The sequence below is a fragment of the Altererythrobacter sp. BO-6 genome, assembly GCF_011047315.1.
Classification (GTDB): domain Bacteria; phylum Pseudomonadota; class Alphaproteobacteria; order Sphingomonadales; family Sphingomonadaceae; genus Erythrobacter.
Genome location: NZ_CP049259.1, coordinates 775,052 through 800,535, shown reverse-complemented (window position 1 = coordinate 800,535; position 25,484 = coordinate 775,052). Strand labels below are relative to the sequence as shown.

Below are 25,484 nucleotides of genomic sequence, written 5' to 3'. Positions count from 1 at the left end.
ATGATCGAACCGATTCTGTACAGCCTGGCAGGCCTGGTGGGCCTGGCCATTGGCGGCGAGCTGCTGGTGCGCGGCGCGGTGGGCATTGCCCAGCGGCTGGGCGTGTCGAACCTCGTCACCGGGCTGGTGATCGTGGGCGCTGCCACTTCCATGCCGGAAATGGTCGCCAGCGTGGAAGCGGCGCTGGCCGGATCGCCGGGGATCGCCTGGGGCAATATCGTCGGCTCGAACCTTGCCAACACCCTGCTGATCCTTGGCGCAACCGCGCTCGTGATGCCGATCGCACTGAGCGGCACGGGCCGGCGTGACGCAGTGGTGGCACTGGGCGCCACTCTGGTACTGTGGGCGCTCACCGCCGCGCAGCTGGGTTCGGTGTGGGTCGGGCTGGCGCTACTCGCGGGGATCGTCGCCTATGTCTATTGGCGCTACAATCACCCGCACAGCGATGCCGGCGATGAGGAGGACGAGCCGGAGGCGCAGGTCCGCCTGCCGGCCGCGATCCTGCTGTTCTTGATCGGGCTTGCCCTGCTGGTAATCGGCGGCCAGGCGCTGGTGACCGGCGCAATCGACCTTGCCCGCGTGCTGGGTGTTTCCGAAACGGTGATCGGCCTGACCGTGGTGGCGGTAGGCACTTCGTTGCCAGAACTCGCCGCTTCGGTGGCGGCTGCGATCCGTGGCAAGCCGGGGCTTGCGATCGGCAATGTCGTTGGCTCGAACATCTACAACATCCTGCTGATCGGCGGCGCGACCATGACCATCGCGCCTTTCGCCGTGCCGGCCGACCTGCTCAGTTTCGAGCTGGTGCTGCTGGCGCTTAGTGCCGTCGCCTTCTTGCTGCTGGTGTCACGCGCCAAGGAAATCAGCCGCATGATTGGCGCCTTGCTGGTCATCGCCTTTGCCGCGAACACCGTTTTCATGTTCGCCTGAAATTTCGCGCCGCGGTTGAGTCCCCGGTGCAACACCCCACGATATCGAGTCCCCGGAAAGGGCCGAGACTCAATATCTTGTGCGGGACTCTTTTTGTTCCGTGACAGCTAACGCGCCGTTAACCATAACCGCCTATCGCTTTGTGCTTGACCCGGAGTCCGCGAGGACTCACCCTGTGGATAACTTATCAGAGGGGTAGAAAGCATGGCGGTCATGGAGACCACGAAAGCGCGCGTCGCGCGCGCTGAAACTGTTGCCGTTTCGAAAGCTGGCCTGCCGCTGGGGCAGATCCTTGACGGCGATTGCGTGGAGGCGATGCGCTCCATCCCGACTGCCAGCGTGGACCTGATCTTTGCCGATCCGCCTTACAATTTGCAGCTCGGCGGCGACCTCAACCGGCCCGATGGCAGCGCGGTGGATGCGGTAACCGACCATTGGGACCAGTTCGACAGCTTCAAGGCCTATGACGATTTCACGCGTGACTGGCTGACCGAGGCGCGCCGCGTGCTCAAGCCCGACGGGGCGCTCTGGGTAATCGGCAGCTATCACAATATCTACCGCGTCGGCGCTATCCTCCAGGATCTCGGCTTCTGGATCCTCAACGACATCGTCTGGCGCAAGACCAACCCGATGCCCAATTTCAAGGGCACGCGCTTCACAAATGCGCATGAGACGCTGCTGTGGGCCAGCATGGGCGAAAAGGCGAAGTACCACTTCAACTATCGCGCGATGAAGACGCTCAATGACGAGCTGCAGATGCGCAGCGACTGGGTGCTGCCGATCTGTTCGGGCGGCGAACGGCTGAAGGAAGGCGGGCACAAGGTCCACCCAACGCAAAAGCCCGAAGCGCTGCTTTATCGCGTGCTGCTGGCGACGACCGAGAAGGGCGACGTGGTGCTCGATCCCTTCTTCGGCACAGGCACCACCGGTGCGGTCGCCAAGCGATTGGGCCGCGAGTGGATCGGCTGCGAGCGCGAGAACGTCTATCGTGACGCTGCCTACAAGCGGATCGCCAAGGAATTGCCGCTCGATGAAAGCGCGCTCCAGACCATGCAGAGCGCGAAAGCTGCGCCCAAGGTGGCGTTCGGCGCGCTGGTCGAGGCGGGCTATCTCAAGCCGGGCACCGAAGTGTTCGACAAGAAGCGCCGCTGGATCGCGACTGTGCGCGCGGACGGTTCGCTGGCATATGGCAAGCAGACCGGAAGCATCCACAGCCTGGGCAAGGACCTGCAAGGCGCACCCAGCTGCAATGGCTGGACCTTCTGGCACTATGAAGTCGAAGGGCCGGACGGGCGCGATGTGAAGCCGATCGACGCCGCGCGGCAGCTGTATCTGCTTAGCGTGGAGGATTGAGGCGGATCTGATGAAGCAGGCCAAAACCGCCGCACCTTAGTCCATGTCCGTCCTCGCCTGCAGTAATTGCTTGCATCGAATTGCGAAATGCCAAGAGTGCGCCCGATACCAATTCCTCGGGGGGGACTCATATGCGCAGATATCTCGTTTTTCTTGGTGCAGCGCTGATTGCGATTTCGGGCGCACATGCGAAAGACGAAGGCAAGGGCAAGGACAAGGGTGCAGAGGAGAAGCCCAAGTCGCTGGCCGAATTCGTGAAAGATTTCGAACGGGCCGATGGCCTTTTTCCGCTCTATCGCAATACGAAGACCGGGGAAGTCTTCATTGAGATCCCCGCCAAGCGGCTTGGTGACGAGTTCATTTATTTTACATACAGCGAGAACGGCCCCGCCGAAGTCGGCCTTTTCCGCGGCAATTTCCGTGACAACCGGATCATTACCTTCAATCGCAAGTTTGACCGGGTCGAGGTCGAAGCGATCAACACCAGCTATTACTTTGATCCGCAAAGCCCGCTTGCGCGTGCGTCGAACGCCAATATTTCGCGTGCCCCGCTCGCCAATGTTGCCATCTCTGCTGAAAGCGAAGACAGCCAAAGATTATTGATATCGGCTGATGCGCTGCTGGAAGGCGAGGCGCTGAGTCGCGTTCAACCGTGGCAATCCCCAGAGGCCAAGCCGGGCGCCGAATTCACCCTGGGTGAACTGTCCGCTGAAAAGACGCAGATTGCCGGTATCGGCAACTTCCCAGAAAACACCGATATCCGGGTCGAGTATGTCTACGACAATCCCAAGCCGATCAACTACGGCAACCCCGCTATCACCGATCCACGCTCGGTTGCGATCATGGTGCAGCATTCGTTCCTGGAAATGCCCAAAGCCGGCTTCGAGCCGCGCGCCGATGATTATCGCGTCGGCTATTTTACCAACCAGATCACCGACCTTACATCGACATCGCACACGCCATATCGCGATGTGATCAACCGCTGGCGGCTGGAGAAGAAAAACCCGGACGCGGCGCTGTCCGATCCGGTCAAGCCGATTACGTTCTGGATCGAGAACACGACTCCGCTGGAATTGCGCGAAACCATTCGCGACGCGGCGCTTGCTTGGAACAAGGCGTTCGAGGCGGCAGGCTTCACCAATGCAGTGGCAGTGAAAATCCAACCCGATGATGCCGAGTGGGACGCGGGCGACATCCGTTATAACGTGTTGCGCTGGACATCATCGCCAAACCCACCGTTTGGCGGTTATGGCCCCAGTTTCACCAATCCGCGTACGGGCGAGATCATCGGCGCGGATATCATGCTGGAATATCGCTTCCTGACCAATCGCATGCGCTATGCCGAGATTTTCGACACGGCGGGCCTTGCCGCCGGTTGGCACGGCAGCGACGGCGCGAACTGGGCATCTGCACCGCATAGTCGCCATGGGGCCGGTTGCACCTTTGCGAGCGATTTGCAGGCCAAGATAATGACGGCTCGCGCTGTTTTGGCCGCAAAAGGTGCCAGTGCTGCCGAGATGGAGGAACTGGTCAAGCAGGAACTCTATTACCTCGTGCTGCATGAAATAGGCCATACATTGGGCCTCAACCATAACATGCGATCGACCAGCACGGTGCCGCTGGCGGCGCTTTCGTCTCCGGAAAACCTGCCCACCAATTCGGTCATGGATTATGCCGCGATCAACATCGCCGGCATGGGGAAACCGCAAGGCCAGTTTTCGATCAGCGAGCCGGGGCCCTATGATATCTGGGCGATCGAATTCGGCTACACGACCGACAGTGCCGCGCTGGAACGGATCCTGGCGCGTTCGACCGAACCGGCCCTCGCGTTCGGCAATGATGCGGATGACATGCGCGCACCTGGGCAGCACATTGACCCGCGGGTCATGATCGATGACCTGTCAGACGACCCGATCGGTTGGGCCGGGCAGTATGCGCTGCTGGTCGATGAGGCACTGGGCGCATTGCCTCAACGTACGCTGAAGACCGGCGACAGCTATCAATCGCTGTACAATAGCTACATGATCCTGACCGGACAGAAGGCTGTCGCGGCCAATGTCGCTTCGCGCTGGATCGGTGGTGTTTTCAACAATCGTGCAGCGGTTGGGCAAACCGGTGCGGCACAGCCGTTCCAACCTGTCCCAGTTGCGGATCAGCGGCGCGCGCTCGCCACCGTGAACCGGATAGCCTTCGCCCCGGATGCCTTTGCATCTGGCGAAGTGCTGCTCAACCGGCTGCAGATCGAACGCCGGGGTTTCGACGCATACGGCGTCAATATCGATCCCAAGCCGCATGCCCGGGCACTGCGGATCCAGCGCTCGCTGCTCGATCACTTGCTGCATCCGAATGTGCTTGCCCGGTTGACCGACACGCGGCGCTATGGCGGCGCTTACCCGGTCAGTACTTACCTTGCCGAACTGACGGGCTTTATGTTCGACGCTGACCGGCTGACTGCCGTCAACACTTATCGTCAGAACTTGCAGATTGAGTACGTCACGCGGCTGATCGCGGTCGCTGGCGGCAAGGGGGGCGGGATGGAGATTACGCCGTCAGGACCCCAGGCACAGCCGAATTTCGACTATGTCGCACGCTCTGCCGCACTCGCCAGCCTGGGCCGGATCAAGTCTATCGCGGCATCGCCGATTGCCGATCTCGAAACGAGGGCGCACCGCGGCCATATCCTGTCGCTGATCGAGGAATTTGAACGCCGCTGATCAAAGTTTGATGGATCGACGCAGGTCACCCCAGCCTGGCTTGCGGCCGGGGTGGCTTGGCGCTGTCCTACAGGCCATTCCCGCAATACACCCGTGGAATGATCGCATCGTACCCTTCCAATCGCGCCGCATAAGGGCGATTGAACGATGGCCTGTTTTCTTCCCATTGGACCGTGTTCCATGTGTTCCATCCACTCAGCTTCAGATCGGAAATCCTGACAAGTGACCGATAAAGTCTACATCCGCCCGGTCGGCTTTGCGCCGGGGCCGCAGCATGAAGAGGGCAATGCCATCCGCCTGGCGGGCGGCATGGTCTATGCGCATCGCTTTGCGGTGATCCTGCGGCGGGATGGCGCAGTGGCCGAGCGTTGGCTTACCGATCCGAAAGGGATGCCCGCGATCCTTGCCGCGCTGCCCGCCAGCGTTTCCGAGGAAGCGCAGGCGCAATGGACCAATCTGGCGCTGGTGCACCCGCCGCTCGAATGCGGTGCGCGCGCGATCCGGCTCGACCAGCCGCAGGTGATGGGCATCCTCAACGTCACGCCCGACAGTTTCACCGATGGTGGTGAATTCCTTGACAATCCGGAAGCGGGCCGCGCGCATGCCGCGGCCATGCTGGAAGCGGGCGCGGCGATCATCGACATCGGCGGGGAGAGCACGCGCCCCGGCGCCGCAGCGACCTGGGAAGGCGACGAAAAGGACCGAGTGCTGCCCGCGATCGAATATTGCAGTGCGATGGGTGCTGCGATCAGCATCGATACCCGCCGCGCGGGAGTGCTGGAAGCGGCGCTGGCAGCAGGCGCGCATATTGCCAATGACGTTTCGGCCATGCGGTTCGATCCGCGCAGTTTCGGTCTTGCCGCGACCAGCGGCTGCCCGGTGATCCTGATGCATGCGCCGGGCGACGGGCAGGACCTGCATTCGAACGCGCAATATGACAATGTCGTGTTCGATGTGTTCGACTGGCTGATGGAACGCCGCGATGCGGCGGTGGCGGCGGGCATTTCGCGGGCCAGGATCGTGCTCGATCCCGGCATCGGCTTCGGCAAGTCGCTGGCTGACAATCTCGCGCTGATCAACGCACTGCCGCTGTTCCATGCGCTGGGCCAGCCGCTGCTGCTGGGCGCCAGCCGCAAGCGGATGATCGGGGCGCTGTCGAACGAGGCGCCGGTCGAGCGGCGACTGGGCGGCAGCATCGCGCTCGCCATTGCCGGGATGAACGCGGGCGTGCAGTTGCTGCGTGTGCATGACGTCGCCGATACCGTGCAGGCGCGCAACGTGTGGCGCGGCCTGCGCGATGCGGCGCTGACCGATTTCGGCGAATTGCCCGCCTAATCTCGCGTCAATCTCCGGGCGAAGCGGCGCTGCCCGCCAGCAAGCCGCCGTCGAGCGTCAGCTCGCTGCCGGTCATGTATGCGCTCTCGTCGCTGGCAAGGTAGACGCACAGCGCCGCCACTTCCTCGACTGTGCCGAAGCGCTTTAGCGGCGTGTCCTTGACCATCGCCGCCTTGCGCTGTTCAAGGTCGGGGCCGTCGCCCAGCAGCGTCTCCCACATCGGGGTGAGGATCGCGGCGGGCTGGACCGAGTTGCAGCGGATCGCCCAGCCGTTCTGCGCGGCATAAAGCGCGACCGACTTTGAATGGTTGCGGATCGCGGCCTTGCTGGCTGCATAGGCCGCCGCACCCGGAATGCCGACCACGCCCGAGCGCGAGGACATGTTGATGATCGAGCCCTTGCCCTTCGCTTTCATCGCATTCAGGGCATAGCGGCAGCCAAGGAAGGTCCCCTCCATGTTGACTGCGTTGACCCGCCGCCATTCGGCCAGCGAAGCATGTTCGGGATCGTGGGGGCCGGGACCATCCTCGAAGCCGGTAATGCCGGCATTGTTGACCATCACGTCGATCGCGGGCGCGATGTGAGCCAGGGTTTCCCAGTCCACCTCTTCCGTCACGTCGAGCTTGTGGAAGCGGCAGCCGATGGCGCGCGCAGCGGCTTGTCCTTCTTCAACGTCGATGTCGGTCAGGATCACCTCTGCGCCCTCGCGGAAGAAGGCTTCGCAGATTCCACGTCCGATTCCGCGGGCGCCGCCGGTGACGACGGCGAGTTTGTCTTTGAGTCTGGCCATGCCCTCAGGGCTAGGCGCGTCAGGCGGCGCTTTCAATGCCCAGATCGGCGAGCTTTCGGTAAAGCGTCGAGCGCCCGATGCCGAGCCGCCGCGCAACTTCGGTCATGCGGCCGCGGTAATGCCCGATGGCAAGGCGGATCACATCGGCCTCGATTTCTTCGAGCGGGCGGAGATTGCCGTCTTCGGTGTAGAGCAGCACGCCCGCGCCTTCATGCATCGAAGCGTCGCTTTCCTGCGGCTGTTCGCCCAGCAACTCGCTCAGCTGTGGGAAGCTGTCCGCGCCCAGCGCTTCCTGGTCGCAGAACACGGCGGCGCGGAACAGCACCGCCTGCAGCTGGCGGACATTGCCGGGCCAGTCATAGGCCTTGAGGAGCGAAAGTGCCGAATCCGTGATCGACAGGTGCCTGAGGCCCGGCTGGTCGCCGATCCGGGCCAGGAAATGGCGGGTAAGGGCCGGGATATCGCCTGCACGCTCGCGCAGCGGCGGCAGCTTGATGGTCGTATGCCCCAGCCGATCAAGCAGTGCGGCGCTGAACTTGCCGACGCTGGCAAGCTGTTCCAGCGGCAGGTTGCTGGCGGAAAGCAGCCGCACATCGATGCGGAAGCCATGGCTGGCGCCGAGCGGGCGGACGATCCCGCAATCGAGCATTTCCAGCAGCTTGGCCTGGAGGGTGTCGTTCAGCCGGTCAACCTCGTCGAGCACCAGCGTGCCGCCGTCGCATTGTTGCAGGGCGCCGATCTGGCGATCGAACGCACCGGCGAAGGCGGCAGGTTCGTGCCCGAACAGCACCGACTCGATCGAATTGGCAGGCACGCCGGCCAGGTTGATGATGCGGAACGGTGCTTTGGCGCGCGGGCTGGCGGCATGCATCGCGCGCAGCAGCATTTCCTTGCCAGTGCCGCTTTCACCCTCGATCAGCACATGCCCGTGGCCGCGCGCAGCCTTAGCCGCCTGGGCAAGAGCGGTGCGGAAGCGCGGCTCATTGCCAACCATGGATTCGAAATCGAGCTTGGCCGGGATCTTCTCGGTCAGCGGCTGGAGTTCGTCCTGCGGTTTTTCGCCTTCGGTTGCGGCGCGCAAGGCCTCGAGCAGGCGATCGGGCGCGATCGGCTTGATCAGGTAGTCGGTCGCCCCGGCGCGCATCGCCTCCACCGCCAGCAAGGGAGATGCGCTGGTGGTAAGCATCAGGATCGGCAGCGCGGGGCGGCGGCGCTTCAGTTCCTCGATCAGCTGGCAGGCGTCATCGCCCGGCACCCACTGGTCAAGGATAATTGCGGACAGCTGCATGCCCGCGCGCGTGCCCAGCATCGCAATCGCGGTATCGGGATCACCGGCCACGATCGTGCGCCAGCCCTCGCGCGCGGCAAGCGCACTGATCAGCCGGCATTGCGCCGGTTCATCGTCAATCAGCATCAGCACACGCTGTTCGCTGCCCGCCATCGCCCAAACCGTCCCACTGTGAAACAGGACTGATCAATAGCGGGCACGGGTAAAGACCCTATTAAGGCTGATAGGCCGGTCGCGGGTCACTTGTGATGGCGTGAATTGCGCGATAGAGGGCTTGGCGTCTTCAACTTTCACGCAGGGAACGCGTTAAATGGCATCGCATGACATGAAATCGGCGGAAAAGACCTATGGCAGCTTCATCACGCTGCTCAAATGGTCGGTGCCGATCATCGCGTTGATCGCGCTTTTTGTCATTACATTGATCGCCGACTGATCCGGTGGCGCTACGCATCGCGGTTCTGAAGGAACGCGCCGCTGGCGAGCGGCGCGTTGCGATCACGCCTGAGACGGTCAAGAAATTCGCTGCGCTTGGCGCGGAGTTGGCAGTCGAAGCGGGTGCAGGCGCATACGCCTCGATCGCAGATGGCGACTATGCCGATGCCGGAGCCAGCGTCGGCTCCGCGGCGGACACGGTCAAAGGTGCGGACATCGTGCTGGGCGTGCAGGCGCCCGATGTCGAACTGCTGGCCGGCGCGAAGCCGGGCGCATGGGTCGCCGCGACTTTCGATCCGTTCGGGCAGAAGGATCGCGTCGAAGCCTATGCCAAGGCGGGGCTTGAAGCCCTGTCGATGGAATTCATGCCGCGCATTACCCGCGCGCAGAGCATGGATGTGCTTTCCAGCCAATCGAACCTGTCAGGCTACAAGGCAGTGATCGCTGCGGCGGACACCTATGGCCGTGCATTTCCGATGATGATGACCGCGGCAGGTACGGTGCAGGCCGCGCGCGTATTCATCATGGGGGTCGGCGTTGCCGGCTTGCAGGCGATTGCGACGGCCAAGCGGCTCGGTGCGCAGGTCTCGGCCACCGACGTGCGCAGCGCCACCAAAGAGCAAATCCAGTCACTGGGTGCCAAGCCGATCTTCGTTGAGAATGTCGCGGGGATCGAAGGCGAGGGCGCGGGCGGTTATGCAACTGAAATGTCCGAAGAATACCAGAAGGCGCAGGCTGAGCTGGTATCCGGCCATATCGCCAAGCAGGATATCGTCATCACGACTGCGTTGATTCCTGGGCGCGCTGCTCCCCGGCTGATCACCGACGCGCAGATCGCCACGATGAAGCCCGGCAGCGTGATCTTCGACCTTGCAGTGGCGCAAGGTGGCAATGTCGAAGGCTCGAAGCCAGACGAACTGGTGGTGCGCCATGGCGTGACCATTATGGGCTATTCGAACACGCCGGCGACGCTGGCGCCCGACGCGTCCGCGCTGTTCGCCCGCAACCTCTACAACTTCCTCAGCGCCTTCTGGGACAAGGAAGCGGGCAAGCCGGTGCTGGACGAGGAAATCGGCAATGCCGTGCGGCTGACGCAGGGCGGGGCCGTGGTCAATGAGAGGCTGAAGGGGTGAAAATCGTGAGCTGGCTTGTTCTGGCTGCGGTCTTGTTAGTTGGAGTCGCAGTAGCGGCGTTCCACTCAGGTTATGGCGTCGGCGCAGGCATTGCCGAACGCGAAAATGCGGCCTCGGAGGCGCGATAATGGACTTTATTTCAATCCTCTCGATCTTCGTGCTGGCGTGTTTCGTCGGCTATTACGTGGTGTGGTCGGTTACCCCGGCGCTGCACACGCCGCTGATGGCGGTGACCAATGCGATTTCCTCGGTGATCATCGTCGGCGCGCTGATTGCCAGCGCTGAAGCGGGCAGCATGATCGCCAAATGGCTCGGCCTGCTCGCCGTTGTCCTGGCCAGCGTCAACATCTTCGGCGGCTTCGCCGTGACCGAACGTATGCTGGCGATGTACAAGAAGAAGGAGAAGAAGTGATGAGCTTCTCGCTCCTCGCAGCCGCCGCGCATGGCGGCGGTACACCCGCCTGGGCCATGCTCGCCTATCTCGTTGCGGGCGTGTTCTTCATCCTCGCGCTGCGCGGGCTTTCAAGCCCGGCATCGAGCCGCGCCGGCAACCGGTTCGGCATGATCGGCATGCTGATTGCCGTGGTAACCACGCTGGTTACCCATAGCATCGCCAACCTGCCCGAAATCGGGATTGCCATCTTCCTCGGCGGCATAATCGGCTTCACCATCGCCCGGCGGATCGCCATGACGCAGATGCCCGAGCTGGTGGCGGCATTCCACTCGCTGGTTGGCCTCGCTGCAGTGCTTGTGGGTTGGGCGGCGTATCTCAACCCCGGCGCCTTCGGCCTGTTGCTGCCTGACGGCGGGATAGCTCCCGTCAGCAAGATCGAGATGGGACTCGGCATTGCCATCGGCGCGATCACTTTCTCAGGCTCGGTCATCGCTTTCGCGAAACTGGCGGGCAAGATGAGCGGCGCGCCAATCCTGCTGCCGGCCCGACATGTGATCAACCTCGGCACGCTCGTCGCGATTATTGTGCTGACCGCCATGTTCGCCATGGCCGGACCGGCCGACACCATGACGCTGATCGTGGCGCTGACCGTGCTCAGCTTCGCGATCGGTTTTCTGCTGATTATCCCGATCGGCGGGGCGGACATGCCGGTCGTGGTCTCGATGCTCAACTCCTATTCGGGCTGGGCCGCGGCGGCGATGGGCTTCACGCTCGGTAACACCGCGATGATTATTACCGGCGCTCTCGTGGGGTCTTCCGGCGCTATCCTGAGCTACATCATGTGCCGCGCGATGAATCGCAGCTTTATTTCTGTTATCGCGGGCGGGTTCGGCGCAGAAAGCGGCGCCAGCGCGGCGGGCGGTGGCGAGCAGCGCCCCTACAAGACCGGCAGCGCGGAAGACGCTGCCTTCATGCTGGAACAGGCCGAGAAGGTGATCGTGATCCCCGGCTACGGCATGGCAGTGGCGCAGGCGCAGCACGCGCTGCGCGAGATGACCGACATCCTTGAGGAAAAGGGTGTCGAGGTGAAATTCGCGATCCACCCGGTCGCGGGCCGCATGCCGGGCCACATGAACGTGCTGCTGGCTGAAGCGAGCGTGCCCTATGACAAGGTGTTCGAGCTGGAGGACATCAACAGCGAATTCGCGCAATGCGACGTTGCCTTCATCATCGGCGCGAACGACGTGGTCAACCCGGCGGCGAAGACCGACAAGAGCAGCCCGATCTATGGGATGCCGGTGTTCGACGTCGACAAGGCCAAGCAGGTGTTCTTCATCAAGCGCAGCATGGGCGGGGTCGGCTATGCCGGCGTCGATAACGATGTGTTCTACATGAACCAGACCGTGATGCTGCTGGCTGACGCGAAGAAGATGGTCGAGGAAATCGTGAAAGCGCTCGACTGATGCGCAAATTCCTGTTCGGCACTGTGGTGCTGGCCTTGCTGGTGGCGATTGCATTCCAGACCGGGCTGGCGCGTCCGCTGGTCAAATGGCGGGTCGAAACCGCGCTGCTCGATCCCGGCGTGGGACCGAAGCGGGCGGACTGCATGGCGGATCGGATGGTCGATCGCCTCAGTGTCTGGCAGCTTTACAAATTGCGGCAAGGTATGGCCACGCTTGAGGGCGAGGCCGAAAAGGCAACCGGCCTTGGCGATCTGATCAAGCGCTTGCGCCGGGTGGGCGATGGCGAGTCGGTGGCGGTCGTCACGACCAGCGCAGGGCTTTGCGCAATTGGCATAGGCTAGGCCCGGTGTCCTAGTCCCTCGCGCTTGCTTTTCCGGCTGTCCTTGCCCCACTATGCATGGCGACGGGAGAGAGCCTTATGATCCGAATTTCACTTGCCGCCATGCTTCTCGCAGGCGCTGCGCCTGTTTTTGCCGAAACCCATACGGTCGCGCCGGGCGATGGCGCGCAGGAGCGCTTGCAGGAAGCGCTGATCCTGGCTGCGCCGGGCGACGAGATCGTGCTGGAAGCGGGCCGGTTCCTGCTGACTGACGGGCTTAGCCTTGATGTCGATGGCGTGACGCTGCGCGGCGCGGGGATGGATCGGTCGATCCTGGACTTTTCCGGCCAGCAGGGCGCGGGCGAAGGATTGCTGGTCACCAGCGATAATGTGGTGCTGCGCGAGTTCGGCGTGGAAAACTCGCGTGGGGACGGGATCAAGTCCAAGGGCGCGGACAATATCGTGATCCACCGCGTGCGGGTGGAATGGACCCGCGGCCCACATCCTGAGAACGAGTGCCTACGGCGTCTATCCGGTCGAGAGCGAAAATGTGCTGGTCGACGGGGTGATCACTATCGGTGCGTCGGACGCAGGTATCTATGTCGGGCAGGCGCGCAACATCATCGTGCGCAACTCGATCGCCAAATACAATGTAGCCGGGATCGAGATCGAAAACAGCTATGGCGCGGATGTCTACAACAACATTGCGGTGAACAATACCGGCGGCATCCTGGTGTTCGACCTGCCCAATATCCCGCAACAGGGCGGCCGCGACGTGCGGGTGTTCAACAACCTTGTGGTTGACAACAACACGCCCAACTTCGCGCCCGAAGGCAATATCGTGGCAGGCGTACCCACCGGCATGGGGGTGATGGTAATGAGCCATTACAATGTCGAAGTGTTCAACAATGTCCTGGCTGAAAACGGCACCGGCAACGTGCTGATCGTCGCCTATCCCAACGAAACCAGTGACGCGAATTACAATCCCTATCCGGTGAATGTGCTGGTCACCAACAATCTGCAGGGCAGGGCGGGTTACAAGCCGGCCTTTGCAGGTGCGGAGATGCTGGCGGCGGCATTTGGCGGAACCATCCCGCCGGTCACGCTTGATGGCAATGGCAGGGACATCGTTATCGATGATGGCGTACCGGTGCTTTCGCTTGGTCTTACCCGCCATGCCCAGCCGCTGACCGAGGCCCAGCCGCAGTTGGTCGACCTTACAGGCGGCGGCGGTCGTCTGCCGAGCTTGCCGGCGATCGAGCTGCCAGAGGCTATGGAGGCAGCGGTCAGCCAGTGAAACCGGCAGGCGTATCGTGGTGCGCGGCTGCGGCGCTGATGCTGGCTGCGAGCATGGGCTCCAGCGGCCCGGTTGAAGCGCGACGTATGGCGCCGGACGTCAACGATGCTGCCGTCCTCAATGACGCTATGCCGCGCACGCTTGAAGAATTCGGGTTCTTCGTCGATGCGGCTGCGCAAATCCCCACGCTGGGTGTGGTGCCCTATCGGCTCAATACCCCGCTCTATACCGACGGGGCTGACAAGTTGCGCTTTGTCTATGTGCCCGCAGGCAAGCAGGCCAAGGCCAATGGCGATGGGCTGATCGACTTTCCGATCGGTAGCGCGCTGATCAAGACCTTTGCCTTTGGCGAGGGCCTGGATCAGCGCCTGATCGAGACCCGCGTCCTGCTGCACCGTGCCGATGGCTGGGTCGCATTGCCCTATCGCTGGAATGACGATCAGACTGAAGCGACGCTGGCCGTGGCCGGAGGGCGCGTGGACGTCACCACGCCAGACGGACGCCAGATCAATTACCGCATTCCCAACAAGAACCAGTGCAAGCAATGCCATAGCCTGGAGGATGTGGTGGTCCCGATCGGGCCCAAGGCGCGCAATTTGTCGGCCGAATGGCTGCGCGAATTCGTGCAAACAGGCCATCTCGATGCCGTTCCTGCGGGGCATGATCGCTTGCCGCTATGGCAAGCCCGCTATGAAGGGTCGCTCGACGCCGCCGCGCGCGCTTATCTCGATGTCAATTGCGCGCATTGCCACCAGCCGGGCGGCAAGGCTTCGAATTCGGGACTGGACCTGCGCTGGGAACAGCGCGAACCGGTCGCTTATGGCATTCGCAAGCGTCCAGTGGCGGCGGGGCGCGGATCGGGCGGGCTGGAGTTCGCCATCGCGCCCGGGGATCCGGCGGCTTCTATCATCACCTACCGGATGAACAGCACCGATCCCGGCATCGCCATGCCGGAAATCGGCACCACGACGGTGCATGATGACGGGTTGGCGCTGATCGGGAAATGGATCGCGGAGATGAAAGAATGAAGCGTTTTGCCAAGGTCATGGCGGTATTGATCGCGATCCTGGTGATTGCCTTCGTCGTGTTTCGCACGCCCGATACCGATCCGGTGGAAATGCGGGCCAAATATGGCGCGGCGCCGTCGCAATTCGTCGAGCTGCCGAGCGGCCTTACCGTGCATTTGCGCGACGAAGGGCTGCGGGATGGCCTCCCCATAGTCCTGCTGCATGGTTCGAATGCGGATCTGCACACCTGGCAGCCATGGGTCGATGCGCTCCAAAGTGACTATCGCGTGATTCGTATCGACCAACGCGGGCACGGGTTGACCGGGGCTGCGCCCGATGGCGACTATTCAAGCGATGCCTTCGTCGCCGATATCGATGCTGTGGCGGATAAGCTTGGCCTCGAACAATTCATCCTTATCGGCCATTCGATGGGCGGCGGGTTTAGTGTTCGCTATGCGTTGGAAAATCCCGATCGGCTGATGGGCATGGTGCTGATCGATGCCACGGGGGCACCGATCAAGGGTGAGGGAAGCAATCTCGGCTTCAAGCTCGCGCGCATGCCCGTGGCCAGCACGTTGATGGAACATATCACCCCCCGGTGGATGGTCGAAAAGTCCCTGCGCCAGAGCATCAGCAACCAGCAAATAGCCACGCCCGAGGCAATCGACCGCTATTGGGAAATGCTGCGCTATCCCGGCAACCGGGGTGCCACCATCGCGCGCTTCAGCCTGCCGCTGGTTCCGCTCAACGAACAGGACGTGGCCGGGATCGACATCCCGACGCTGGTGATCTGGGGCACGGAAGATGCAGTCATTTCGGTTGAGGCCGGGCGGTGGTACGACCGTGCCCTCGCTTCGCACACATATCTCGAATACGATGGTATCGGGCATCTGCCGCATGAAGAAGCGGCTGAACGCAGCATCAGCGACCTGCGCCAATGGCTGGAGCAGCTTACCCAGACCACGCCTGTGGGCTGATCTCACCGGCACGATGGACTGCCTGATCCATCTCGCCTAACTTCCTGAAATGGTTGCCCGGGAAGGAGCCTGACATTGCGCAAACTTGGCCTGATCGGCGGGATGAGCTGGATCTCGACGCGGACCTATTACGAACAGATATGCAAGCTCGTGCAGAAGCGCCACGGCGCGCATGCGAGCCCGCCACTGATCGTTGAAAGCCTCGACTATCGCGATTTCGCCAATCTTGCCGATGAGGCCGGATGGGCCAGGGCGACCGGCCAGCTGATCGACAGCGCGCGTCGGCTTGAAGCGGCCGGCGCGCAGGCAATCGCCATCACGGCCAATGTCATGCACCGGGTCTATGACGATGTCCGGGCGGAAGTCTCTATCCCGATCCTGCACATTGCCGATCGTACGGCGGACAAGATGCAGGCCGATGGCGTCACGCGCGCCACCTTGCTCGGCACGAAGCCGGTGATGACGGAGGCATTCTTTCGCGACCGGATCGAAGCGCGCGGGATCGAACTGCTGCCGCCCAAGGCCGGCGATGTCGCCGCGCTCGACCGGCTGATCACCGAAGAGCTCAAGCTGGGCAAGGCCAGCCGCGAGGCGGAGCGCACGCTCAAGACCATCATCACCATCAGCGAACAGGAAGGCGCGAAAGCGATCGTCCTGGCCTGCACCGAACTCGACCTGGTGGTCGATGTCGATGCCAATGTTCTGCCGATCTACGACACAGCGCGGATCCATTGCCGCGCCGCGGTAGACTGGATTTGCGACGGCGAATGCTGAGCTTCTGAGCGCTTTAGCGCGGATTGTGTGCGGATGGCGGGATGTTGCCCGATTGTTCCGGTTGTCGGCGCGTGGCGGTTAACCTAATCGGCGGCCACCGATGAACCGAGCTCCCTACGCCGCCGATCCGCTCCAGACCCGGGGCCGCGAATTCCCGCAGGAACGTGCGGGCGCGCGCGGGCCGCGCAGCGAGTTCCAGCGCGATCGCGACCGGATCATCCATTCGATGAGCTTTCGCCGGCTGCGCTCGAAGACGCAGGTGTTCATCGCCCCGGAAGGCGATCATTATCGCACGCGGATGACGCATAGCCTTGAGGTGGCGCAGATCGGGCGGGTCATTGCCCGCGCGCTGGGGCTGGACGAGGACCTGACCGAAGCGCTCTGCCTGGCGCACGATCTGGGACATCCGCCGTTCGGCCATGCAGGCGAAGATGCGCTGTGCGACGCGATGCAGCGGCACGGCGGGTTTGACCATAATGCCCAGGCGCTGCGCACGGTCATGCGCCTGGAGAGCCCTTATCCGGGGCACGAGGGGCTTAACCTGACCTGGGACCTGCTCGAAGGGCTGGCCAAGCACAATGGCCCTGTTGGCGGGCCGAACTGGGCGCTGGCCGAGCTGGACGAAGCATTTCCCCTGGAACTGACGAGCTGGCCCTCGCTCGAGGCGCAAGTCGCGGCGGTGGCGGACGATATCGCCTATGACAACCACGATATCGACGATGGCCTGCGCGCCGGTTTCCTTTCGCTCGATGATTTGCTGGAGCTCGATTTCCTCGCCGATCAGTGGCGTGAGGTCGAACGCCAGCACGCCGGCGAGCCGCGCGACCGGCAATTGCGCGAACTGGTCCGCAACCAGATAGGGCTGATGGTGAACGATGTGATCACCCACACCCGCGAACAATTGCGCGATGTCGGTTCGGTTGGCGAGGTGCGAGGCGCGGGGCGTCAGCTGGGCGGGTTTTCGCCCGGCTTCGCCGCGGAAGAACGCAAGCTCAAGCGCTTCATGTATGACCGGCTCTATTACCACCAGGAACAGGTGGCGACGGCGGAGCGCGCGCGCGATGTGGTGGCAAGGCTGTTTGCTGCCTACTCGCAGGATGCCAAGCTTATGCCGGAGGAATGGCAGGCGCGCCTGCCCGAACACAACCCGCAGCGCGCGCGGGTGATCGCCGATTTCATAGCGGGAATGAGCGACCGCTTCGCAATCGAACGCTGTGCAGCGATCTATGGCGAGCGGCCAAGGGGGCTGACCAATGTCTGAACCCTTGCGGATTGCGCTGGTGGGGGCGACCGGGCTGATCGGCAGCCAGGTGATCGAGGCCTGCATGGGGCGTAGCGATGTCCGGCTGGTCGCGGTAGCGCGGCGCGAGGTGAAGCTTCCCAAGGGCGCACGGATGGAACTGTTCGTGGCCGATCCCGACAAATGGGGCGAAGTGTTCGAAGCCTTGCACCCGACCGCGCTGATATCTGCCCTGGGCACGACCTGGAAGAAATCCGGCCAGAGCGAAGAGGCCTTTCGCGCGGTCGACCAGGAGCTTGTGCTCGCCACCGCGCGCGCGGCGAAGGCGGCAGGGATCGAACGGATGGTGTCGGTCAGCTCGGTCGGTGCCGATTCGCGCTCCAAGAACTTCTACCTGCGGGTGAAGGGCGAGGTTGAAAACGAACTCTCCAAGGTCGGCTTCAAGCGGCTCGACCTGTTGCGCCCGGGCCTGCTCAAGGGGCCGCGCGATAACGACCGGAGACTGGGCGAGCGGCTGGGGATCATCGCCAGCCCGCTGGTCGATCCCCTGCTCAACGGGAAATGGCGCCAATATCGCTCGATCGATGCCCGCACGGTTGCCGAGGGCGCGATCGGATTGGCCAGCCGCCGGGCCGGCGGGCGCTTTACCCACGACAATGACGGCATTCGGCGCGCGGCGCGCGAATGGCAGAAGCAGGGCGGCTAGCCACCTGTGACGCCCCGCGCTAGGCCCATTACCTTGGCTTTTGGGGAGAGCACAGGAGCATGATCCGCTGGGCAACCAATCTCTTTGCGGTCTGGACTGTGCTGGGCACGGCCTGGGCGTGGTTCGTGCCCGAGCATTTTCTGTGGGTGGTCGATGGCACCTTCCGCCCGTTCGGCCAGTCGCTGGTCAGCGTGCTGTTGGGCGTAATCATGCTGGGTATGGGGCTGACCCTGTCGCCGCAGGACTTCGCCCGCGTGCTGAAACTGCCGCAGGCAGTGGCCGTCGGGGTGGCGCTGCAGTTCACCGTCATGCCGCTGGCCGGGGTCGCTTTTGCCACATTGTTCGGGCTCGAGCAGGGACTGGCGGTGGGCCTGATCCTGGTCGCATGCTGCCCCGGCGGCACTGCTTCCAATGTCGTCACCTATCTGGCGCGGGCCAATCTGGCGCTGTCCGTCACGCTGACGCTGGCTTCGACGCTGCTGGCGGTTGTCCTGACGCCCGTGCTGACGGGCTGGCTTGCGGGTATCTACGTGGAAATTGACCGCTGGGCGCTGTTCCAGGGCATGATTACCGTGGTACTGCTGCCGGTCATCGCCGGGGTGGCGCTGAACCGGCTTTTGCCGGGCCTTACGGCAAGGATTGCCACAGTGTCCCCGCTGGTGTCGGTGCTCGGCGTGGTGCTGATCGTCGGCGGGATCATCGCCCAGTCCAAGCCGCTCATCGTGGAGCATGCCGGCGTGCTGCTGCTGGCGCTGCTGGCGCTGCATGCGACCGGCTTTGCCTTGGGCTATTTGCTGAGCGGCTTCCTGGGGTTAAGCGAAGCGGACTGCCGCACCTGCGCGATCGAGGTTGGCATGCAGAACAGCGGACTTGGTTCGACGCTCGCCTCCAGCCCCAGCTTCGCCTCGCAATTCGCGCTGCCGATGCAGGCCGCGCTGGCACCGGTACCCAGCGCGGTATCGGCGGTCTATCATGTCGTGATCGGCAGCCTGCTGGCGGCATATTGGCGGCGCAGCGCCAAGGGAGAAGAACAATGAACTGGGATGCGATTTTCGGCGCGGCGAATTTGCTGGCCTTGATTAGTTGGGCGGCTTTGATCCTGCTGCCGCGTTGGCCTGCCTTGCTCAGCGCGCTGCTCTACCTCGTGGTGGGCCTGCTGAGCATGCTTTACGCGGGTATCCTGATTGGATTGATGACCGGATGGGTCGATCCCGGCGGGAGCATGGAAGGCGGCAATTTCAGCTCGATCGAAGGGGTACAGGCGCTGTTCGCGGCTAAGGGCGGGTTGACGCTCGGCTGGGTGCATTACCTCGCTTTCGACCTGTTCGTGGGAATCTGGATCGCACGCGATGCGGATGCCAAGGGCTTCTCCCGCTTCATCCAGGCGCCGATCCTGCTGGCGACCTTCATGGCGGGGCCGCTGGGCCTGTTCGCCTGGCTGGTGCTGCGCGAAGGGCGGGCGCGGGCCAGCGGTCGCTGGAACTAGCCACGGGTAACAGTTGACGCGCTGGCGGCTTTCAGGTTTGAAAAAGGCAATTGGCGCCAAAGCCCAGCGGAGAGGACATGGACGGATACCACACGCTTAGCACCTTTGATGAAATCCTGGATTTCTGGACAAAGGAACGTCCCGATGGCCCGGCCTTCGAACAGGATGGACGTATCACCAGCTTTGGCGAGGCTGACCGGCTGACGCGGCAGATTATCGGCTTCTATCAGGCGAAAAATCTCAAGCCGGGTGACCGTGTGGCCTGGCTGGGCAAAAATTCGGACATGCACTGTTTGCTGTACCTCGCGGCGGCACGCTGCGGAGTGGTGATGGTGCCGATCGGGTGGCGGTTGGCGCCGCCCGAGGTCGCCTATATCCTCAAGGATACGGGCGCGAAGCTGGTCTTCGCGGGCGACGAGTTCGCCGAAGTGGCGCGCCAGATCGCAGCCGACCTTCCGGCAATGCCGCAGGTCTTCTCGGAAAGCGAGATGCGCGCCACCATCCCGGTGCAGGCCGCAGGCGATTACGCGCCAGCCGGCCCCAACGATCCGGTGCTGCAGCTTTACACCTCCGGCACCACGGGCAATCCGAAGGGGGCAGTGCTGTCCAACGCCAACCTGCTGGGCCTGCGCAATTCGGCGCTGGAAGCAGGGCAGGCATGGACCTTCTATGAGCCAGATGACTGCATGCTGGTGGCCATGCCCTGCGCGCATATCGGCGGCACGGGCCTTATCAACATCGGCGTTTCAAGCGGTGTGCGCTGCCTGATCCAGGCCGAATTCACCCCAGCGGGCGTTCTCGAAGCGATCGAGAACGGTGCGACGCATATGTTCATCGTGCCCGCCGCGCTGCAGATGGTGGTGCAGCATCCGCGCGCGAAGGACACCGACTTCAGTAATCTCAAGTATCTGATGTATGGCGCTGCGCCGATGCCGCTCGAACTGCTCAAGGAAGCGGTCGGCACCATGCCCAACGCCAGCTTCCTGCAGGCTTACGGCATGACTGAAACCTCAGGCACGATCTCGATCCTGCCGCCGGAAGATCACACGTTGGAGGGCAACCAGCGCATGCGTTCAGCGGGCAAGGCGGTGCCGGGTGTCGAAATCCGCATCGTCGACGCGGACGACAACGAAGTGCCGCGCGGCGAAGTGGGCGAAGTGGTAATCAAATCGCCGTCCAACCTGCTCGAATACTGGCACCGGCCCGAAGCGACCGCCGAAGCGCTGCGCGATGGCTGGATGCACACCGGCGATGCCGGGGTGATGGATGAGGATGGCTACGTCTACATCCAGGACCGGATCAAGGACATGATCATCTCGGGCGGCGAAAACGTCTATCCCGCTGAGGTCGAAAGCGCGATTTACGGCCATCCCGCGATCGCCGAAGTGGCGGTGATTGGCGTGCCGAGCGACAAATGGGGCGAGGAAGTTAAGGCCTGCGTCGTGTGCAAGCCCGGCATGGACATCGAAGAAGGCGACGTGATCGCCTGGGCGCGCGAGCGGCTGGCCGCGTTCAAGGCGCCCAAGAGCGTCGATGTGATCCCGCTGATGCCGCGCAATCCCAGCGGCAAGATCCTGCGTCGCGAATTGCGCAAACCCTATTGGGAAGGGCGCGACCGCCAGGTGAACTGAGCGTTCGGCAGCCCGGCTTTCATGCCCCAAATGCAAACGCCCGCCTCAACGGGCGGGCGCTGCACCTAGCCTTGGCGGCTTGGCTCAGGTTTCGTCGTCGACCGCGTCAGCGACGGACTTGAGGTCATCGCCTACGCCGCGAACTGTGTTGCAGGCCGTGGCGGTCAGGGTCATCGCTGCCAGCGCAGCGGCAACCAGGGTTTTGCGGATCATGCTCGATTCCTTTCGCTAAATTCGCTCGGTCATTAACTGCCAAACGCACCGCGAATGCAAGCGGTTCCTAAGCCTCAGGGGTCAGATTGCGTGTCGGGCGGGACAGCCGGTGCTCGCGCCATGCGATGAGCAGCCCCGCACCTACAATCAGCGGCGCGCCCAGCCATGTGGTTGCCGTTGGCAGGCGATCGAACAGCGACCAGCCCAGCAAGGTCGCCCAGATCAGCGCGGAATAGTCCATCACGATCACGCTGGCGACGCTGCCATACCGCAGCGCGCTGGTCAGCAGGTACTGGCCAATCAAGCCACTGATGCCGAGCGCGACCAGGTAAAACCACTGCTCGGCGGACTTCGCTTCCCAGGTGAACGGCAGCGTCATTGCCAGCAACGGCACCGTGAACAGCGAGAAGTAGAAAACGATTGTCAGCGAATCCTCGGTCTTGGTCAGGTCGCGGATGTAGATCGAGATGAGCGCGATCATGAAGGCGGCGCTCAGGGCCACCGCCGCGCCGAGCAGCGGGATATGGCCGTCGCCGGGTTGCGCGATCACGAGCACGCCGGTGAATCCCAGCGCCACCGCGCTCCAGCGCCAGATGCCCACTTTCTCGTGCAGAATCAGCGCAGACAGGATGACTGCCCAGATCGCCGAGGTGAAGTTGAAGCTGGTTGCCTCGGCCAGCGGCAAGAGGGTGACTGCGCCGAAATTAAGCATCATGCCGATCAGGCCCAGGATGGCGCGCATACCATGCTGTCCCATGCGGCTCGATCTGAGACTGCCGAGCCTACCCGTCGCCCAGAACAGCAGCAAGATCATGGGAATCGTGGGCAATTGGCGCCAGAACAGGATTTCCGGCAGGGCCAGCCCGCTTTCGCTCGCGAGTTTGACCAGCGCCAGCATCAGCGACAGGGTTGCCGCCGCCGCCAGCCGCAGCAGCAGCGCGTAGAGCGGGCGTTGGGCAGGTGCGTCGGCAGTCACATTCCCGGCTGTAGGGCGGTTTGTTGACGGCGCAAGCCTTGAGGGATTGCCGATCGACCATCACAACCCCATCTGGCGCAAATGTCAGGAGCGTTACTTACCTTTGCCAGCGAAGCAGACATGATGGCGCTGGCCGGTGCCAGTTTCTGGCTGCTCGCTGGGCTGGCGCTATTGGGTGACCGGTTGCGCGCTCGGCGCGAGCGGCTGGACCGGCTCGACCGGGTCGGTTTCATGCCGTGGACGGCGATCTTCCTCGCCTGCGCGATTATAGGTGGCGGTCTGCTGGCACTAAGCTTGCCGGCCGCGCTGTTTGCAAACTAGGTTTTCCCCTGCCTCAAAGACAAGCCTCGAGATACGCCTGGTCGAAGCCGAACTGGCGCGCCTTTTCCAGCGTGTAGGGGCGCAGACCGCTCGACCGGAATTCGCCGAGGATTTTCCCGTCGTCGGTTTCGTCAAGATATTCGAACTTGAACAGCTCCTGCGTCACGATCACGTCGCCTTCCATCCCGATCACCTCGGTGATGTTGGTGGTGCGCCGCGAACCGTCGCGCAGGCGCTTCACCTGCACGATCAGGTCGACCGATTCGGCGATCTGACGCGAAATGGCTTCCTTCGGGATCTTGATGTCGCCCATCAGGATCATGTTTTCCATACGGCCCAGGCATTCGCGCGGGCTGTTGGCGTGAAGCGTACACATCGAGCCGTCGTGGCCCGTGTTCATCGCGGCGAGCAGGTCGAAACACTCCGCGCCGCGAATTTCGCCCAGGATGATGCGGTCAGGACGCATACGCAGGGCGTTCTTCACAAGGTCGCCGATGGTGATCGCGCCCTGGCCTTCGAGGTTCGGCGGGCGGGTTTCGAGCGGCAGCCAGTGCGGCTGCTGCAGGCGAAGTTCCGCCGCGTCTTCGATGGTCAGCACGCGCTCGCCCGGGTCGATCATCTTCGACAGGGCGTTGAGCATGGTCGTCTTACCCGAACCGGTACCGCCCGAGATGACGATGTTCATCCGGCACGCGCCCGCGATCTTGAGCGCGGTCGCCATCTTTTCGCTCATGGAACCGAATTCCTTGAGCATGTCGATCGTGATGGGCTTCTCTGAGAACTTACGAATCGAGATCGCGGTGCCGCGCAGCGAGAGCGGCGGCACGATCACGTTCACACGCGAGCCGTCTTTCAGGCGGGCGTCAGCCAGCGGGGTGGTCTGGTCGACGCGGCGGCCGACCTGGTTCACGATGCGCTGGGCGATCTGGAACAGGTGTGATTCGTCACGGAACTGGATCGGGGCAAGCACCAGCTTGCCCTTCTTTTCGATGTAGGTCTGCTTCGGACCATTCACCATGATGTCGGACACATCGGGATCGTTGAGCAATTCTTCGAGTGGGCCGAAGCCAAGCAACTCGTCGATCAGCACTTTTTCCAGCGCGAACTGTTCGCGGCGGTTGAGCGTGACCTTGAGTTCCGCCAGCACTTCCAGGATGATCGGACGGAATTCCTCGCTCAGCTCTTCCTTGCTCAGCGTCGCGGCCGCTTCCGGGTCAACCCGTTCGAGCAGGCGCGGCAGCACCTGTTCCTTGATCTTGTGAATGCTCGCTTCGAACCCGCCACCCTGGTTCTCGTCATGAACCATGTTGGCGCGTTCGGCCAGGCGGCTCATCGCGTCATCGGTTGCACGGCCCGCGCCGGTGGGTGCCGATGGAGCCGGGCTTGGCGCAGGCTTTTCGGCCTCGCCGGGAAGCGGCGGGAACTGCTCGCCGCCTGTAGCTCCGTCTTGCGGTGTGCCCTTGTCGCCACCCTTCATCGGTCGCGCGACGCCAAAGGACGGACGCGCCCCGGGATTCATTCCCCCAGGTCCGGTCTTCCTTCCGAATGCACTCATTCCAAGGCCCCCAAACGGCTAAACTCGAATAACCGGGCCATCGCCGCGATGTGGCGAAGATGGCCTCTCGAAATTTGGTGAATAATTGGGAAACCTTATTATTTTCCTAAAGCTGCCGAGGGCACGGGCATAGGCGAAGCAAAAGGCGCTTGCCCTTGTGTCAGGTGCGGCTAGGGCCGGAGCGATGAGCGCCCCACGCACCCAAAAACATTCAGGGATTCCAGCCAAATGAACGATGCCCGCGCCGGTCTGCTGCTCGCGCTGGCTGGCTTCGCGACGCTTTCCGTTGGCGACGCCGTGATCAAGAGCATGGCTGGCGAGTGGCCGGTGGTGGCGGTGGCTGCGCTGCGCTTCAGCATCGGGGCGGTTGCATTGTCGGGGCTACTGCTGTGGCAGGAAGGGGCGGCAGGCCTTCGGCCGCGTCGCCCCTGGCTGCAACTGGCGCGCGGGGCGAGCCTGGCGATCTCGTCGCTCGCGTTCTTTTCAGCAATTTACATCATGCCGCTGGCCGAGACGATGGCGATCACCTTCCTTTCGCCGGTGTTGACCGCGCTGCTGAGCGGACCCTTGCTGGGCGAACGGGTGCGCCCGGCGGTATGGGGTGCCTGCTTTGCGGCATTGGTCGGCGTTGGCATGATCCTGCGGCCGAACCTGCTCGAGCTTGGCTGGCCCGCCCTTCTGCCGCTCGTGGCAGCCGTGTTTTTCTCGCTGATGATCATCGCCAACCGGGCGTCGGCCGGGCATGGCAGTGCATTGGCCATGCAAGCCTATATGGCCGTGGTGGCGGCGCCGCTCCTGATCGTCGCGGCATTCGGGGCGCGCGCGCTGGGAATTGAGGGGATGCAGTTCGGCTGGCCCCATTGGGACGTGGTGCTGCGCTGTGCCTTTGTCGCGCTGACCGCCAGCACGGCACACTGGCTGGTCTATCTCGGGACCTCGCGCGCTGGTGCCTCGCAAATCGCCCCAGCGTCCTATGTGCAAATGCTGGTTGCTTCGTTGCTGGGCTGGTGGTTTTTCGACGAAGTGCTGGACTGGCTGACGCTGGCTGGCGCAGCGGTGATCATCGGTTCTGGCCTGTTCCTGTGGCGCTACAGTTTGCACCGGCAAACGTAAGCCATTTCAAGCCGGGGGTAAGCACGCTAGAGGCAATGTC

Annotated in this window: 26 protein-coding genes; 20 read left to right on the top strand and 6 right to left on the bottom strand. The window is 63.0% G+C overall.

Features of this window, described 5'->3' with window-relative positions:
• From G6N82_RS03915 to folP, 4 genes are all read left to right on the top strand, one after another.
• Entirely contained in the window at positions 1 to 927 is a 927-nt protein-coding gene (locus G6N82_RS03915; RefSeq protein WP_165193918.1) for a calcium/sodium antiporter, read from the top strand.
• A 213-nt stretch (positions 928 to 1,140) separates the two neighbouring features.
• Positions 1,141 to 2,280: a site-specific DNA-methyltransferase gene (locus tag G6N82_RS03910; protein ID WP_277601957.1), complete on the top strand. Its 1,140-nt coding sequence runs from the start codon at positions 1,141 to 1,143 to the stop codon at positions 2,278 to 2,280.
• Positions 2,281 to 2,411: 131 nt separating this feature from the next.
• Complete coding sequence (locus G6N82_RS03905) at positions 2,412 to 4,994, top strand: zinc-dependent metalloprotease (RefSeq protein WP_165193914.1); 2,583 nt, start codon at positions 2,412 to 2,414, stop codon at positions 4,992 to 4,994.
• 222 nt (positions 4,995 to 5,216) lie between these two features.
• The gene (folP, locus tag G6N82_RS03900; RefSeq protein WP_165193912.1) at positions 5,217 to 6,329 is read left to right on the top strand and encodes a dihydropteroate synthase; all 1,113 of its coding nucleotides are present in this window, start codon (positions 5,217 to 5,219) and stop codon (positions 6,327 to 6,329) included.
• A gap of 7 nt (positions 6,330 to 6,336) precedes the next feature.
• Here folP and G6N82_RS03895 read toward each other — a convergent pair whose 3' ends face one another.
• Positions 6,337 to 7,119: an SDR family oxidoreductase gene (locus tag G6N82_RS03895; RefSeq protein WP_165193910.1), complete on the bottom strand. Its 783-nt coding sequence runs from the start codon at positions 7,117 to 7,119 to the stop codon at positions 6,337 to 6,339.
• Positions 7,120 to 7,138: 19 nt separating this feature from the next.
• Positions 7,139 to 8,560, bottom strand: a complete 1,422-nt coding sequence (locus G6N82_RS03890; RefSeq protein ID WP_165193908.1) for a sigma-54 dependent transcriptional regulator — start codon at positions 8,558 to 8,560, stop codon at positions 7,139 to 7,141.
• Between the two features lie 157 nt (positions 8,561 to 8,717).
• Between G6N82_RS03890 and G6N82_RS03885 the strand changes: the two genes are divergently transcribed.
• From G6N82_RS03885 to G6N82_RS03865, 5 genes are all read left to right on the top strand, one after another.
• Positions 8,718 to 8,840 (top strand): aa3-type cytochrome c oxidase subunit IV, encoded by a 123-nt coding sequence (locus G6N82_RS03885; protein WP_165193905.1) that lies wholly within the window; start codon positions 8,718 to 8,720, stop codon positions 8,838 to 8,840.
• A 4-nt stretch (positions 8,841 to 8,844) separates the two neighbouring features.
• The gene (locus G6N82_RS03880; protein ID WP_165193903.1) at positions 8,845 to 9,972 is read left to right on the top strand and encodes an NAD(P) transhydrogenase subunit alpha; all 1,128 of its coding nucleotides are present in this window, start codon (positions 8,845 to 8,847) and stop codon (positions 9,970 to 9,972) included.
• Positions 9,973 to 10,099: 127 nt separating this feature from the next.
• Complete coding sequence (locus tag G6N82_RS03875) at positions 10,100 to 10,384, top strand: NAD(P) transhydrogenase subunit alpha (RefSeq protein ID WP_165193900.1); 285 nt, start codon at positions 10,100 to 10,102, stop codon at positions 10,382 to 10,384.
• A complete protein-coding gene (locus tag G6N82_RS03870; RefSeq protein ID WP_165193897.1) occupies positions 10,384 to 11,829 on the top strand; it encodes an NAD(P)(+) transhydrogenase (Re/Si-specific) subunit beta in 1,446 nt (481 codons plus the stop codon). Before G6N82_RS03875 ends, G6N82_RS03870 begins: the two co-directional genes overlap by 1 nt.
• The gene (locus tag G6N82_RS03865; protein ID WP_165193894.1) at positions 11,829 to 12,170 is read left to right on the top strand and encodes a hypothetical protein; all 342 of its coding nucleotides are present in this window, start codon (positions 11,829 to 11,831) and stop codon (positions 12,168 to 12,170) included. The genes G6N82_RS03870 and G6N82_RS03865 overlap by 1 nt, the downstream gene beginning before the upstream one ends.
• Before the next feature lie 89 nt (positions 12,171 to 12,259).
• Here G6N82_RS03865 and G6N82_RS15145 read toward each other — a convergent pair whose 3' ends face one another.
• The gene (locus G6N82_RS15145) at positions 12,260 to 12,652 is read right to left on the bottom strand and encodes a hypothetical protein (RefSeq protein ID WP_277601956.1); all 393 of its coding nucleotides are present in this window, start codon (positions 12,650 to 12,652) and stop codon (positions 12,260 to 12,262) included.
• 46 nt (positions 12,653 to 12,698) lie between these two features.
• Here G6N82_RS15145 and G6N82_RS15140 point away from each other — a divergent pair, with 46 nt between their 5' ends.
• The 9 genes from G6N82_RS15140 to G6N82_RS03820 all read left to right on the top strand — a co-directional run bounded on the left by G6N82_RS15140 (position 12,699) and on the right by G6N82_RS03820 (position 21,266).
• The gene (locus tag G6N82_RS15140; RefSeq protein ID WP_277601955.1) at positions 12,699 to 13,445 is read left to right on the top strand and encodes a parallel beta-helix domain-containing protein; all 747 of its coding nucleotides are present in this window, start codon (positions 12,699 to 12,701) and stop codon (positions 13,443 to 13,445) included.
• Positions 13,442 to 14,473, top strand: coding sequence for an SO2930 family diheme c-type cytochrome (locus tag G6N82_RS03855; protein WP_346773750.1), 1,032 nt, complete (start codon positions 13,442 to 13,444; stop codon positions 14,471 to 14,473). The genes G6N82_RS15140 and G6N82_RS03855 overlap by 4 nt, the downstream gene beginning before the upstream one ends.
• Positions 14,470 to 15,429, top strand: a complete 960-nt coding sequence (locus tag G6N82_RS03850) for an alpha/beta hydrolase (RefSeq protein WP_165193892.1) — start codon at positions 14,470 to 14,472, stop codon at positions 15,427 to 15,429. Before G6N82_RS03855 ends, G6N82_RS03850 begins: the two co-directional genes overlap by 4 nt.
• Positions 15,430 to 15,504: 75 nt before the next feature.
• On the top strand, positions 15,505 to 16,203 hold the full coding sequence (locus G6N82_RS03845) for an amino acid racemase (RefSeq protein ID WP_165193889.1): 699 nt from the start codon (positions 15,505 to 15,507) through the stop codon (positions 16,201 to 16,203).
• Positions 16,204 to 16,303: 100 nt separating this feature from the next.
• On the top strand, positions 16,304 to 17,464 hold the full coding sequence (locus G6N82_RS03840) for a deoxyguanosinetriphosphate triphosphohydrolase (RefSeq protein WP_165193887.1): 1,161 nt from the start codon (positions 16,304 to 16,306) through the stop codon (positions 17,462 to 17,464).
• Positions 17,457 to 18,149 (top strand): NAD(P)H-binding protein, encoded by a 693-nt coding sequence (locus G6N82_RS03835; RefSeq protein ID WP_165193884.1) that lies wholly within the window; start codon positions 17,457 to 17,459, stop codon positions 18,147 to 18,149. Before G6N82_RS03840 ends, G6N82_RS03835 begins: the two co-directional genes overlap by 8 nt.
• A 59-nt stretch (positions 18,150 to 18,208) precedes the next feature.
• Complete coding sequence (locus G6N82_RS03830) at positions 18,209 to 19,186, top strand: bile acid:sodium symporter family protein (RefSeq protein WP_165193882.1); 978 nt, start codon at positions 18,209 to 18,211, stop codon at positions 19,184 to 19,186.
• Entirely contained in the window at positions 19,183 to 19,635 is a 453-nt protein-coding gene (locus tag G6N82_RS03825; protein WP_165193879.1) for an ABA4-like family protein, read from the top strand. Before G6N82_RS03830 ends, G6N82_RS03825 begins: the two co-directional genes overlap by 4 nt.
• Positions 19,636 to 19,712: 77 nt before the next feature.
• Complete coding sequence (locus tag G6N82_RS03820; protein ID WP_165193876.1) at positions 19,713 to 21,266, top strand: fatty acid--CoA ligase; 1,554 nt, start codon at positions 19,713 to 19,715, stop codon at positions 21,264 to 21,266.
• Between the two features lie 84 nt (positions 21,267 to 21,350).
• Here the strand turns inward: G6N82_RS03820 and G6N82_RS15135 are convergent, their stop codons facing one another.
• Together G6N82_RS15135 and G6N82_RS03815 are read right to left on the bottom strand one after the other, a co-directional pair.
• Positions 21,351 to 21,479 carry a hypothetical protein gene (locus tag G6N82_RS15135; protein ID WP_277601954.1) on the bottom strand — a complete coding sequence of 43 codons (129 nt, stop codon included), beginning with the start codon at positions 21,477 to 21,479 and terminating at the stop codon, positions 21,351 to 21,353.
• A 67-nt stretch (positions 21,480 to 21,546) separates the two neighbouring features.
• On the bottom strand, positions 21,547 to 22,455 hold the full coding sequence (locus G6N82_RS03815) for a DMT family transporter (RefSeq protein ID WP_241255187.1): 909 nt from the start codon (positions 22,453 to 22,455) through the stop codon (positions 21,547 to 21,549).
• A gap of 81 nt (positions 22,456 to 22,536) precedes the next feature.
• On the opposite strand from G6N82_RS03815, the gene G6N82_RS03810 reads away from it, so the two are divergent.
• Positions 22,537 to 22,776 (top strand): hypothetical protein, encoded by a 240-nt coding sequence (locus G6N82_RS03810; protein WP_165193874.1) that lies wholly within the window; start codon positions 22,537 to 22,539, stop codon positions 22,774 to 22,776.
• 13 nt (positions 22,777 to 22,789) lie between these two features.
• Here the strand turns inward: G6N82_RS03810 and G6N82_RS03805 are convergent, their stop codons facing one another.
• Entirely contained in the window at positions 22,790 to 24,331 is a 1,542-nt protein-coding gene (locus G6N82_RS03805; RefSeq protein WP_165193871.1) for a CpaF family protein, read from the bottom strand.
• Positions 24,332 to 24,559: 228 nt separating this feature from the next.
• Between G6N82_RS03805 and G6N82_RS03800 the strand changes: the two genes are divergently transcribed.
• Positions 24,560 to 25,444: a DMT family transporter gene (locus G6N82_RS03800; protein ID WP_165193869.1), complete on the top strand. Its 885-nt coding sequence runs from the start codon at positions 24,560 to 24,562 to the stop codon at positions 25,442 to 25,444.
• Positions 25,445 to 25,484 lie beyond the last annotated feature (40 nt).

Coding starts and splice junctions, on each gene's coding strand:
- G6N82_RS03915 (WP_165193918.1), top strand. CDS start 1: ATGATCGAACCGATTCTGTACAGCCTGGCAGGCCTGGTGGGCCTGGCC.
- G6N82_RS03910 (WP_277601957.1), top strand. CDS start 1,141: ATGGAGACCACGAAAGCGCGCGTCGCGCGCGCTGAAACTGTTGCCGTT.
- G6N82_RS03905 (WP_165193914.1), top strand. CDS start 2,412: ATGCGCAGATATCTCGTTTTTCTTGGTGCAGCGCTGATTGCGATTTCG.
- G6N82_RS03895 (WP_165193910.1), bottom strand. CDS start 7,119: ATGGCCAGACTCAAAGACAAACTCGCCGTCGTCACCGGCGGCGCCCGC.
- G6N82_RS03890 (WP_165193908.1), bottom strand. CDS start 8,560: ATGGCGGGCAGCGAACAGCGTGTGCTGATGCTGATTGACGATGAACCG.
- G6N82_RS03885 (WP_165193905.1), top strand. CDS start 8,718: ATGGCATCGCATGACATGAAATCGGCGGAAAAGACCTATGGCAGCTTC.
- G6N82_RS03875 (WP_165193900.1), top strand. CDS start 10,100: ATGGACTTTATTTCAATCCTCTCGATCTTCGTGCTGGCGTGTTTCGTC.
- G6N82_RS03870 (WP_165193897.1), top strand. CDS start 10,384: ATGAGCTTCTCGCTCCTCGCAGCCGCCGCGCATGGCGGCGGTACACCC.
- G6N82_RS03865 (WP_165193894.1), top strand. CDS start 11,829: ATGCGCAAATTCCTGTTCGGCACTGTGGTGCTGGCCTTGCTGGTGGCG.
- G6N82_RS15145 (WP_277601956.1), bottom strand. CDS start 12,652: ATGTGGGCCGCGGGTCCATTCCACCCGCACGCGGTGGATCACGATATT.
- G6N82_RS03850 (WP_165193892.1), top strand. CDS start 14,470: ATGAAGCGTTTTGCCAAGGTCATGGCGGTATTGATCGCGATCCTGGTG.
- G6N82_RS03840 (WP_165193887.1), top strand. CDS start 16,304: ATGAACCGAGCTCCCTACGCCGCCGATCCGCTCCAGACCCGGGGCCGC.
- G6N82_RS03835 (WP_165193884.1), top strand. CDS start 17,457: ATGTCTGAACCCTTGCGGATTGCGCTGGTGGGGGCGACCGGGCTGATC.
- G6N82_RS03830 (WP_165193882.1), top strand. CDS start 18,209: ATGATCCGCTGGGCAACCAATCTCTTTGCGGTCTGGACTGTGCTGGGC.
- G6N82_RS03825 (WP_165193879.1), top strand. CDS start 19,183: ATGAACTGGGATGCGATTTTCGGCGCGGCGAATTTGCTGGCCTTGATT.
- G6N82_RS03820 (WP_165193876.1), top strand. CDS start 19,713: ATGGACGGATACCACACGCTTAGCACCTTTGATGAAATCCTGGATTTC.
- G6N82_RS15135 (WP_277601954.1), bottom strand. CDS start 21,479: ATGATCCGCAAAACCCTGGTTGCCGCTGCGCTGGCAGCGATGACCCTG.
- G6N82_RS03810 (WP_165193874.1), top strand. CDS start 22,537: ATGTCAGGAGCGTTACTTACCTTTGCCAGCGAAGCAGACATGATGGCG.
- G6N82_RS03805 (WP_165193871.1), bottom strand. CDS start 24,331: ATGAGTGCATTCGGAAGGAAGACCGGACCTGGGGGAATGAATCCCGGG.
- G6N82_RS03800 (WP_165193869.1), top strand. CDS start 24,560: ATGAACGATGCCCGCGCCGGTCTGCTGCTCGCGCTGGCTGGCTTCGCG.